Origin of the sequence: Polaribacter butkevichii (genome assembly GCF_038024105.1) — a bacterium.
Classification (GTDB): domain Bacteria; phylum Bacteroidota; class Bacteroidia; order Flavobacteriales; family Flavobacteriaceae; genus Polaribacter; species Polaribacter butkevichii.
The window spans coordinates 3,830,265-3,841,742 of sequence record NZ_CP150661.1 but is presented as its reverse complement, the minus strand read 5'-3'; the positions used below and the strand labels follow the sequence as shown (position 1 = coordinate 3,841,742).

Here is an 11,478-nt window from a genome sequence, read left to right as displayed (position 1 = left end):
TTTGGTACTTTAGGTCGTTAAAAGAGTAACAAATTTACGAGTTCTTTACTATTAATGCTAAAATATTTTTAAAACACTATTTATCAAACAAATAGAATAAAATATTCAATAACTTATAAACTTATATAACACTCTTTTAATTTTATGGCACGTTGTTTGAATATATCATAATCAAATACGATAGCCGAAAAGTATATTAGAGTAGGCAAAACCCTAAAACCATACATTATGAAAAAAGGTTTACTTATAGTATTAGGCATGTTCCTAATGACTTCTACAATTGAAGCAACAAACAGCAAAGAATCAGCAACCAACATTAGATATAATTACGCATACGAAAACGCCGTAAATTTTGAAGAACGTGGTATCGAATTTTTTATTTTTACCAATGGTGAATTTGATTTTAATACTCAATTTAATGATTCGTATTATGATTACAACGGAAATCGTATAAGAAGAGAGAGCAACATACGTATATACAGAGATTACAGAGGTAGAATTGAAAGAATAGGAAACTCTTCTGTAAACTATGATCATTACGGAAACGTAACCAGAATTGGAAACGTTTTTATGAGATACCATAGAGGTAGGTTAACAGAAGTTGGGCATTTAAAAATAAGATATGATGCTTGGGGAAATCCTAATTTTTACGGGAATGTAAAAGACAATTATTATAGTTATAATGGTCTTAGAATTAATCTTAATATTGGTGATATTTTTGATTATAATCATGCTTATTTTTCTCACAGAGATTTTTCTAGAAATTATTCTAAAATTAGAGAAGACAGAAATTATTACTACTACAGAGCTAACCCAAACTCTAAAATTGGTAGTAGAAGTAAAATATTAAGAAGAAGAAAATCAGTTGCTAGTATTTTACACAAAAAACCAACGATTAGAAGAAATGTTACAACTTACAGAAGACCTAGTACAGTAAACACCAAGAGAATAACATCAAATGGAAAAAGAACAAATAATACTACTTATAGAAGGCCTTCTATTGTAAATAAAAAAAATAATACCTCAACAAAAAGACCATCTAAAGTGACTAAAGGTAGAGTTATTTCGGAAAAAAGAAATGCAAAGAGTAGCTCTACTAGAAATGCTACTACTAAAAGAACTATTGATAAAACAAAAAAAGAAAAAAGAACTACAGGTAATAGAAGAGGTTAAAAACAGGTATTAATACGGGTACATAGTGAAATTTATTTTTTTACCTTGCAACCTACTTATTTAAATTAAGTAACAGTTAACTAATTCATTGTGATAGAAAAAGGAGAAGTTAAAAGCCTCATTTCTTTATAGAAATGAGGCTTTTGTATGCTTATAATATTTTAATTCGTTTTTTTTGATTCTAATTTACACCAACCCCTTCCTACTCTTTCTGCTTTAGACTTTGTTATTTTTTTAATTTCAGACTTACATTTTTTTAAACCAATACAGTCTTTTTTTAAATGATAGGTTTTACTTGATTTAGTTGTACAAATAAAAACGTCTTTTTCTTTTGTTTGAAATGCTGTTAAAAAAGTAAACAGGATAAGCGATAAAATCAATTTTTTCATAATTATTTTTTATACTATAAAAGTACTTTATAATTTATTGTTTAAAAAAAAAACCTTACGGAATTCCGTAAGGTTTAAATTTTCACTTTTCTTTTTTCATAGTTTCTTCCCGAAATTATTACTTCAAATGTAAAGTAGTAAAACAACAAAAGTTTACGGAAAACCATATTCTAACTAAATAAATATATAATTTATCTAAATAAGCCCAAAATCTTTAGCAATAGCTACCAAATGCGCAGGATTATTTGCGTTAAAATGTTCTTTTAAAATTTTTAATCTTTTTTCAATAGCACTAATACTAGAAGGAGACATTCCTTTTTCTTTTAAATTCTTACTAATAGCTTCTTGAACCAGTCCTTTAGATAAGGCATCTATTATAAAAATATCAAAATCTGTAATTTCAATCGTTTTTTTAGGATGAATTGCAACATTTAAATCGGGTGAAATGTAAAATTGATCTGAACTAGATACTATTTTAATAGCGTTTTTTAATTCTTTTAATCCGTTTCTACTTTTCCAAACATAACCCTGAATTTTTAAATTCTTGTATAAATTTTGAATTCGGTAAGATTTGTCTTCCACAGAAAAAACTATAATTTTTAAATCAGGAAATTCTTCACGTATTTTTTCTATAAGTTCATCTCCAGAATTTAACTCTTGTGGAGTACCATCATTTTTAAAAGATAAATCAGAAATAACTAACTGGTAAGGTTTACCATCTAAATTGGCTTTTTTAATTTTTAATAAAGCTTCATCACAATATGAAATAAAATCTACTTGTTTAATGTTAAGCTCGTCTAAAGCAATTTTAATTCCGCTATTAATAACATCAAAATCTTCTACAACTAAAATTTTTTCTAACATTTTTAATTTTTAAAATGGATATTAACTTTTAAACCTTTATTGGGCTTATTTTCAAAATTAATGGTTCCTTTAATAGTTTTTATACGGGTTTCCATATTTTTAAGTCCATTTTTTAAAATAATGGTATTCTCGTTAAATCCTATTCCATTATCAGCATAAATCATTTCTATATTATGCTTTGTTTTCTTACAAGATAAAACCACTAAACTCGCTTTACTGTGCTTTTTCATGTTTACAAACAACTCGTTAAAAACTCTATAGATTACAACTTGTTTCTCTTTCTTTAAATTATTTAAATCTAACACGGATAAATCTTTTAAAATAATTTTACAGGTGTTAGAATTATATCCTGCTACAAGGTTTCTAAAATAATTTTCAAAATCAGATCCTGTTTCAATGCAATCGTTCTCATGTGAAATTGCCCGAGTTTGTAAGTATATTTTATCTAAATCGTTTATAATTTCTGCTTTTTTAATTTTAGCATTTTGCACCTTTGTAAGGGTATTAAAAATATCATTACCAAGTTCATCATGTAATTTTTTTGCAATTCTAGTTTCCGTATCATACGTCTCTTGCAAAATTCTTTTTTGGTATTGATATTTTCTTCTATAAATTAAAAATATGAATCCAAAAGTTAACAAAACTCCTATAATAATAATGTTTTTTTTCTCATTACGTTGTTGTTCTACAACTAATTTACTTTCTGTAGCTAGGGTTTTAAATTTTTGTTTTTGCTTTTGTTCTTCTTCGTAATTGTATTTAATTTTAGCAAATTTATATTGACGCTTAGTTTCTTCTTCCTGTAAACTATCTCTTAAATGAATGCTTTCTTTATAATACTTTATTGATTTTTCTGGTTTTTGAAGTGATACAATTATATCTATAGATTCTAAAAGCCCATTGGTAGCTTTTTCCTTTTTAGCAACTTCATACATCTTATTTGCATAAAAAAGTGATTGTAATTTATTATTGTCTCTAAAATAATCTGATAAATGATTATAACTGGCAATTAAACCAGAATTATCATTTAGTTTTTCTCTAATGGATACTGCTAACAGTAATTCTTTTAAAACATTTTCTTTTGATTTATTTAACCATTTAATATGAGCTAAATTATCAATAATTCTAGCTTTTGTTTTTTGATCGGTAATTGAATCTTTTAATAAATTTTCTAGAATTAAAATTGATTTGGGATAGTTTTTAAGTTCTTTATAAACATTAGCCAAGTTATTTTTATAAATGTTTTTTGAGCTTTTTTTTGTTGAAAACTCTAGCGCTTTATTGTAATAAGTAATTGCATCGGTATATAAAAACCTATCTTTTGCATTTATGGCTAAACAATTATAAGCAGAAGCCATGGTTCTATCTCTTTTACCTTTTACATATTTTATAGACTCCACCAATGTAGAGTCACTTGCAGAATAGCTTCCATAATCAGACTCTATAATACCTATATTTAATAGATTCATACCTATATTTATACTGTCGCCTAATTGTATATATAGTTCTTTAGATTTTCTATAATAATAGAACGCGCTATCATTAAAATTTTCTCTATAATTATAAATTGCTAGTTTGTTATATGACTTAGCTTGTTGCTTTATATTTTTATTCTTTTTTGCTTCTATAAGCAATTGATGTGCATAAAATAAAGCCTTGTTATTTTGTCTTTTTTTACTGTGATGAAGAACTTTTTTATAAATACTATCAAAAGTGCTATTTATTGATTTATCTTGAAAAGAAAAAAGATTATTATTTAGAAAAATAATAAAATAAAAGAGGAATAAAAATTTTAATTTCATTCCTCTAAAATACTATAATTATTAAAAATAAAACCCTTAATTCTTTACAAGAATATCACCTTCTTCTTCATCATCACCCTCATCTGGATCTTGCCCGTCTTCTCCTACAGTTACTAAAATCTCAGATTTTACGGGTTCATTTTCTAAATTTTCATCTAAATCTGTACAAGATGTAAAAACACTATTTGCAAGTAATATTGCAAATACTAAACATACTTTTTTCATGTTACTTTCCTTTAAAAATTAAACAAAAGTGTTGCTCTCCGAATTTTAGAATTCAGCTTTTTATAATTAGCAACACATTAAAATTTAAAAGAGTCGCGCGCCTCTTTTGCGGGAAGTTGTAGAATGAAATAGTGGTATAATCTTGTTTTCCCAATAAAAAAAACACTACTAGGTCATGCTATTTTTTAGTAATAATTTTCTTTCTATTTTTAGAAAACTATTGCTTCTGCAAATATCTAAAGAGAAGAAAACCTATCAGTAACCAAGGTTTAGACAATTTAAAATCAACTATAAATTGTCTATTTTTAGACAGTTTTATAGCTATTTTGTCTAAAATGTCTACTTTTAGACAACCAAACAACTAACAATGATTAAAGTACTTTTGACTGATTTTTTCAATAAAATTGAAAAAAAAGAAATGAAGAAAAATAAAAATGCCCAAGCTACTTTTTGGGTAGAAGAATTACAAGAAGTTACCCCTACTGATAAAAACTATATTAGTGTTAGAAAGGCAACCCGTTTGTATAATAAATATATTGAAGAAAGAGAACAGGTAATTGTTAAAGAACCTAATAAATATCTTTTAGATTTTATGTCTCAATATTTGGGCTACAATGGGTTTGAAGAATACCTAACTAAACAAGAATCTACAAATGAAAATACTGGAAAAAAAAAGACTATTATTCCTAAAAAAATCGAAAAAAAATCATTCTTAAAAAGAAATAAAAAAATGGTTGTTATTGGGCTAGGTTTCATCTCTTTTCTATTACTGTTTTCCCTAGTTAAAAACACTGCAAATAAATCTGAAACCTGTATTATTTGGAAAGAAACTCATTTTGAAAAAAGCAATTGTACTTTAAATAAAACAATAGATAATTCTTTATATAAGATTGATATCGAAAATTTTAAAAAAGTTAAAGTTACTAAAGAAACTCCTTTTTTTAAAAATGGAAAACCTCAAATTTGGTATGGAAAATCATCTAAAAGAAAAATGGAATACTTTACACAAAGAGGAGTTCATCCAGAAACCTTAAAAGAACTAGATCCTATTACAGAATATATCATTAATAAATATGTATTCACGGAAAAAACAGATAAAACTATTTTAAACTAAAAAAGCAGCTAATAAAATTAGCTGCTTTTTATAAAATATAATTTAAAGAAAATTATCTAATTAACTTTCTATATTTAATACGTTTTGGCATTAAATCTCCACCCAAACGTTTCTTTTTATTTTCTTCATATTCAGAGAAACCTCCTTCAAAGAAGTACACCTCACTATTACCTTCAAAGGCTAAAATGTGTGTACAAATTCTATCTAAAAACCATCTATCGTGACTAATTACAACTGCACAACCTGCAAAGTTTTCTAAACCTTCCTCTAAAGCTCTTAGAGTATTTACATCCAAATCATTTGTTGGCTCATCTAAAAGTAAAACGTTTCCTTCTTCTTTTAACGTCATTGCTAAATGCAAACGGTTACGTTCTCCACCAGAAAGTGTGTTTACTTTTTTATTTTGCTCGCTTCCAGAAAAATTAAAACGGCTTAAATATGCACGAGAATTTACTTGCTTACCTCCCATCATTACTAAATCTTGTCCGTCAGAAAAATTTTCCCAAATTGTTTTTTCTGGATCAATATCTGAGTGTGCTTGATCTACATATGCAATTCTAGCGGTTTCACCTACCTTAAAGCTTCCTGCATCAGGTGCTTCTTCTCCCATAATCATTTTAAAGATAGTGGTTTTACCAGCACCATTGGGACCAATAATACCAACAATTCCTGCTTGTGGAAGATTAAATTCTAAATTATCGTATAATAACTTGTCTCCAAATGCTTTAGAAACCCCACTTGCTTCAATTACATTTGTTCCTAAACGTGGTCCATTTGGAATATAGATTTCTAATTTTTCATCTACTTGCTTTTGGTCTTGACTCATTAACTTGTCATAATTTTTCAAACGCGCTTTTTGCTTTGTTTGACGACCTTTTGCTCCTTGACGAACCCAATCTAACTCTCTTTCTAAAGTTTTTTGACGCTTAGAAGCTGTTTTACTTTCTTGTGCCATTCTCTGAGATTTTTGATCTAACCAAGAAGAGTAATTTCCTTTCCAAGGAATTCCTTCTCCTCTATCTAATTCTAAAATCCAACCAGCAACGTTATCTAAGAAATATCTATCATGCGTTACAGCAATTACGGTTCCTTTATATTGTGCTAAATGATGCTCTAACCAGTGTACAGACTCTGCATCTAAATGGTTGGTAGGCTCATCTAATAATAAAATTTCTGGTTCTTGTAATAATAATCTACACAGTGCAACACGTCTTTTTTCTCCTCCAGAAAGTACTCCAATTTTTTTATCAGAATCTGGAGTTCTTAAAGCATCCATGGCAATTTCTAATTTGGTATCTAATTCCCAAGCATTAGCTGCATCAATTTTATCTTGCAACTCAGCTTGTTGTGCCATTAGTTTTTCCATCTTGTCTGCATCAGAATATACTTCTTCTAACCCAAACATGTCGTTTATTTTATTGTACTCATCTAAAATTGCAACAGTTTCTGCAACTCCTTCTTTTACAATTTCTAAAACGGTTTTTTCTGGATCTAACTGTGGTTCTTGTTCTAAATATCCTACTTTATAACCTGGTGAAAAAGTAACATCTCCTTGATAGTTCTTTTCTACACCTGCTATAATTTTTAATAAAGTTGATTTACCAGATCCATTTAAACCTAGAATACCAATTTTTGCTCCATAAAAGAAACTTAAATATATATCTTTTAAAACTTGCTTTCCGGTTGATTGATAAGTTTTAGACAACTTATTCATCGAAAAGATTACTTTCTTATCGTCGCTCATTATTTTTTTATTTTATTTTTTGAAAACTATTACTAAAAACTGTAGCCTTTATACTCTTCCTTTTAAGGCATTAAACACCCATGCAATACAAAAGAAACCAATACCTACAGTTGCAAAACCCCAACCAGCAACATCTTCATATCTATAAGCTCCTAATAAAATTAGAACAATCCCCATTAATAGCATTAACATGGTTGCCCATCCTAACACTGTATTTTTATTCATTCCCATAATTCGTAATTCGTTAGTTTGATTGGCAAATATCGGTATTTATTTGGTATTGTCAAATTATACCCATTAGTAAAAAGGGTATAATTTTAGTATCTTACAAAGTATTAAATGCTTAGTTTCTTCCTAGTTTGCGCAAAGCCACCCACTGTTTCATTTTTTCTCTAGAATTACAAGCCGGATAACCAACTACCGATGTACCTGCTGCTACATCACTAATAACACCAGAACCTGCACCAACTTTTGCGCCAGAGTGTATGGTAACATGATCTTTTATAGAAGCACTTCCGCCAATAATTACACCATCTCCTAAAGTAACAGACCCCGCTAAACCACTGTGTCCTGCCATAATACAACACCTTCCTAACACACAATTATGACCTATTTGTACCAAGTTATCAATCTTGCAACCATCTCCTAAAATTGTAGAACTAAATTTACCTCGATCTACACAAGAATTTGCGCCAATTTCTACCGCATTACCAATAACTACATTACCAATATGTATTATTTTAACCAAACCTCTACCATCATTACTTGGTCTATAACCAAAACCATCTGCACCAATACTTACATTGATGTGAAAAATACAATGACTTCCTATTTTACTGCGTTCTCGAATAACAGTACCAGACCAAATAACCGTTTCGTTTCCAATAGTAGTGTCATCAAAAATAGATACATTTGGGTAAACGGTTACATGATCACCTAAAACTACATCTTTACCTATATAAGAATTCGCGCCAATTTTACATCCTTTTCCTAATTTTGCTGTTTTATCTATTACGGCTGTTGGATGAATGTCTGTTTCAAAATACGGTGGTTCTGGTTCAAATGCCTCTAATAAAACGGCCATTGCCAAATCTGCATTTTTTACTTTTATAAATGCTTTTCCTTCTCCCGGTAAAATTTTTATTCCATCGTAAACAATAGCTAAACTCGCATTTGAGTTTTCCCATAAACGCGCATATTTAGAACTTCCTATAAAAGTTATATTACCTTTAATGGCATTTTCTATTTGCGCTGGAGCATTAATGATATCTTTACAATGACCAATTTGCTCACCGCTTACAAGTGTTGTTATTTCTTCAATGGAAAATAATTTCATAAATGTTTTTTATATTTTTTCTAAATGTACTCTTTTATTATTGATCTTAAAAAAATCCTATAAACATAGGATTTAATTTACTTACTGTCTTCTCATTCCGTCGCCTCTATTGGGTCTAGAACCTTCTTTATTATTTTCAGCCTTTTGGGGCTGTAAACTTTCTATTTTATTTTGTTGATATTTTAACCACTTCTTATCTTGTTTTTCTGATAAAATACCTTTTAAAATGCCATTAAGTTCTTTTTCATTTTTATGAACACTATCTTTTATTGGACGAATAACCTCCCTAACCTTTTCTCTAATATTTATACTACTCTCATTATCTTTACCTTTAGAAATTGAGTTCATTAAAAGATCTAAATCCGTAAATTTTGTAGTATTTAAGAATAAAATTTCTTTTATTTTAAAATTGTAATTTCTTAATGCTCTTGTTAGCGAATATTGTTTGTCATCATCTTTAACCTTTATTTTTTTTATTACTTCATCAACATCATAATAAAAAATACCAGCAATTTCTTTTGCACTCAGTTTTTTTATCTCTTTTGTTCTATTCGCTTCTGGGTTTTGTCCCTGTTGTCTTCCGCCACCTCTAGATCGTTGTGCTAAGAGATTAAACGTAAAAAAAAGGATTGTAATAAAAAGTATTTTCTGCATTATGAATTTTATTTATAGATATATACTTTTATTTAGATGCTAGCTACCTAAAAAACTTGTATATTTATTTTTTTAGAATAACCACCTCAACTAAAATATTCTTTAAACTTACAGATTTGCAGCTAATCTTGCCCCTTGGTTTATGGCTCTTTTTGCATCTAATTCGCTTGCAAAATCTGCTCCACCAATAACATGTACGTTTTTGCCTGCATCTAATAAAGGTTGATATAATTCTTTAAAAGGAACTTGACCAGCACAGATAACAATATTATCTACTTCTAAAATTTTTGCTTCTTCATTTTGAATATAATGCAAACCTTTGTCATCAATTTTTGTGTAAGAAACTTCGCCAATAAATTGGACTTTCTTTTTCTTTAAAGTAGATCTGTGAATCCAACCGGTAGTTTTACCAAGATTGCCTCCAAACTTTCCTTTACTTCTTTTAAACATAAAAACTTCTCTTGGCGATGGATGAAATTCTGGCTTTACATCTTCAATTCCTGCTCTTGCTTCTAAAGATTTATCTATTCCCCATTCTTTTAACCAAGCATCTATATTTAGTGATGTAGATTCGCCTTCATGTGTTAAATACTCTGAAACATCAAAACCAATTCCTCCTGCTCCAATTACGGCAACTCTTTTTCCTACTGGTTTTTTGTATTTTAAAACATCAATATAACTCAACACTTTTGGATGCTCAATTCCTTCTATTTTTAATGCTCTTGGTTTAATTCCTGTTGCAATTATAATTTCGTCAAAATCAGACTTCAATAAATCATCTGTTGCAACTCTTGTATTTAATTTTACAGTTACCTTATGAATTTCAATTTGTTTATTAAAGTATCGTAACGTTTCATAAAACTCTTCTTTACCAGGAATTTGTTTTGCAATGTTAAATTGACCTCCAATTTCTTTTTCTGCATCAAACAAAGTAACAGCATGACCTCTTTCTGCCGCAATGGTAGCTGCAGCTAATCCTGCAGGACCTGCTCCAATTACCGCTATTTTCTTTTTAAACACAGTTTGATAATACACCAATTCTGTTTCATGACAAGCTCTTGGATTTACCAAACAACTGGCTACTTTTTGTTGAAATACATGATCTAAACACGCCTGATTACAACCAATACAGGTGTTTATTTCATCACTTTTATCTGCTGCTGCTTTATTTACCCATTCTGGATCTGCTAAAAAAGGACGTGCCATAGAAACCATATCTGCGTCTCCTTCTGCTAATATTTTCTCTGCAGTTTCTGGCATATTTATTCTATTAGAAGTTATCAAAGGAATGGATAATTCTTCTTTCATTTTTTTTGTAACCCAAGTAAATGCAGCTCTAGGAACTGATGTGGCAATGGTTGGTATTCTTGCTTCGTGCCAACCAATACCCGTATTAATAATGGTTGCTCCTGCTTTTTCTATCTCTTTTCCTAATTGAACCACCTCTTCCCAAGAAGAGCCATTTTCTACCAAATCTAACATCGATAATCGGTAAATAATAATAAACTCTTTACCAACAGCTTCTCTTGTTTGCTTTACCAACTCAATAGGCAAACGCATTCTGTTTTCATAATTCCCACCCCAAGCATCTGTTCTTTTATTAGTTCTTTTGGCTATAAACTGATTGATTAAATAGCCTTCGGACCCCATAATTTCTACACCATCATAACCTGCTTCTTTTGATAATCTAGCAGAGTTTACAAAATCTCTAATGGTTCTATTAATTCCGGATTGGTTTAATTTAAAGGGTTTAAAAGGTGTTATGGGTGATTTAATTTTTGATGGAGCAACATTAAACGGATGGTACCCATAACGGCCAGCATGTAATATTTGCATACAAATTTTACCGCCTTCTTTATGCACTGCTGCAGTTATTTTCTGATGTTCCTTTGCGTGTTTTTTGGTAGACATTCTAGACGAAAAAGGAGCGGTCCAACCTTGTATGTTAGGTGCAATTCCTCCTGTAACAATTAAACCTACGCCACCTTTTGCTCTTTCTGCATAATATGCTGCAATTCTATCTAATCCATTTTTTTCTTCTTCTAAACCGGTATGCATAGACCCCATTAGAATTCTATTTTTTAAAGTTGTGAATCCTAAATCTAATGGTTCAAAAATGTGTTTATATTTCATAAGCTTGGAATTAAATTTACTATGCATGCATAATACTTTGCAAG

General features: G+C 29.3%; 11 protein-coding genes. 2 read left to right on the top strand and 9 right to left on the bottom strand.

Annotation, left to right across the window (positions count from 1 at the left end):
- Positions 1 to 228: 228 nt before the first annotated feature.
- Positions 229 to 1,173, top strand: a complete 945-nt coding sequence (locus WG951_RS16265) for a hypothetical protein (protein WP_146105244.1) — start codon at positions 229 to 231, stop codon at positions 1,171 to 1,173.
- Between the two features lie 161 nt (positions 1,174 to 1,334).
- On the opposite strand, the gene WG951_RS16260 is transcribed toward WG951_RS16265, so the two are convergent.
- The 4 genes from WG951_RS16260 to WG951_RS16245 form a co-directional block, all read right to left on the bottom strand.
- The gene (locus tag WG951_RS16260) at positions 1,335 to 1,562 is read right to left on the bottom strand and encodes a hypothetical protein (RefSeq protein ID WP_105047985.1); all 228 of its coding nucleotides are present in this window, start codon (positions 1,560 to 1,562) and stop codon (positions 1,335 to 1,337) included.
- Positions 1,563 to 1,757: 195 nt separating this feature from the next.
- Entirely contained in the window at positions 1,758 to 2,426 is a 669-nt protein-coding gene (locus tag WG951_RS16255; RefSeq protein ID WP_105047984.1) for a response regulator, read from the bottom strand.
- Positions 2,427 to 2,428: 2 nt separating this feature from the next.
- Complete coding sequence (locus WG951_RS16250; protein ID WP_105047983.1) at positions 2,429 to 4,228, bottom strand: tetratricopeptide repeat-containing sensor histidine kinase; 1,800 nt, start codon at positions 4,226 to 4,228, stop codon at positions 2,429 to 2,431.
- 36 nt (positions 4,229 to 4,264) lie between these two features.
- Complete coding sequence (locus WG951_RS16245; protein ID WP_105047982.1) at positions 4,265 to 4,453, bottom strand: hypothetical protein; 189 nt, start codon at positions 4,451 to 4,453, stop codon at positions 4,265 to 4,267.
- Positions 4,454 to 4,871: 418 nt separating this feature from the next.
- Between WG951_RS16245 and WG951_RS16240 the strand changes: the two genes are divergently transcribed.
- Positions 4,872 to 5,567 carry a hypothetical protein gene (locus tag WG951_RS16240; protein WP_146105243.1) on the top strand — a complete coding sequence of 232 codons (696 nt, stop codon included), beginning with the start codon at positions 4,872 to 4,874 and terminating at the stop codon, positions 5,565 to 5,567.
- 52 nt (positions 5,568 to 5,619) lie between these two features.
- Here WG951_RS16240 and ettA read toward each other — a convergent pair whose 3' ends face one another.
- From ettA to WG951_RS16215, 5 genes are all read right to left on the bottom strand, one after another.
- Positions 5,620 to 7,311: an energy-dependent translational throttle protein EttA gene (gene ettA / locus WG951_RS16235; RefSeq protein ID WP_105047980.1), complete on the bottom strand. Its 1,692-nt coding sequence runs from the start codon at positions 7,309 to 7,311 to the stop codon at positions 5,620 to 5,622.
- Between the two features lie 48 nt (positions 7,312 to 7,359).
- Positions 7,360 to 7,542, bottom strand: a complete 183-nt coding sequence (locus WG951_RS16230; protein WP_105047979.1) for a CAL67264 family membrane protein — start codon at positions 7,540 to 7,542, stop codon at positions 7,360 to 7,362.
- A 112-nt stretch (positions 7,543 to 7,654) separates the two neighbouring features.
- Positions 7,655 to 8,647: a UDP-3-O-(3-hydroxymyristoyl)glucosamine N-acyltransferase gene (lpxD, locus tag WG951_RS16225; RefSeq protein ID WP_105047978.1), complete on the bottom strand. Its 993-nt coding sequence runs from the start codon at positions 8,645 to 8,647 to the stop codon at positions 7,655 to 7,657.
- Between the two features lie 81 nt (positions 8,648 to 8,728).
- On the bottom strand, positions 8,729 to 9,301 hold the full coding sequence (locus tag WG951_RS16220) for a hypothetical protein (protein WP_105047977.1): 573 nt from the start codon (positions 9,299 to 9,301) through the stop codon (positions 8,729 to 8,731).
- 108 nt (positions 9,302 to 9,409) lie between these two features.
- On the bottom strand, positions 9,410 to 11,434 hold the full coding sequence (locus tag WG951_RS16215; protein WP_105049333.1) for an NADPH-dependent 2,4-dienoyl-CoA reductase: 2,025 nt from the start codon (positions 11,432 to 11,434) through the stop codon (positions 9,410 to 9,412).
- Between the last annotated feature and the right edge of the window lie 44 nt (positions 11,435 to 11,478).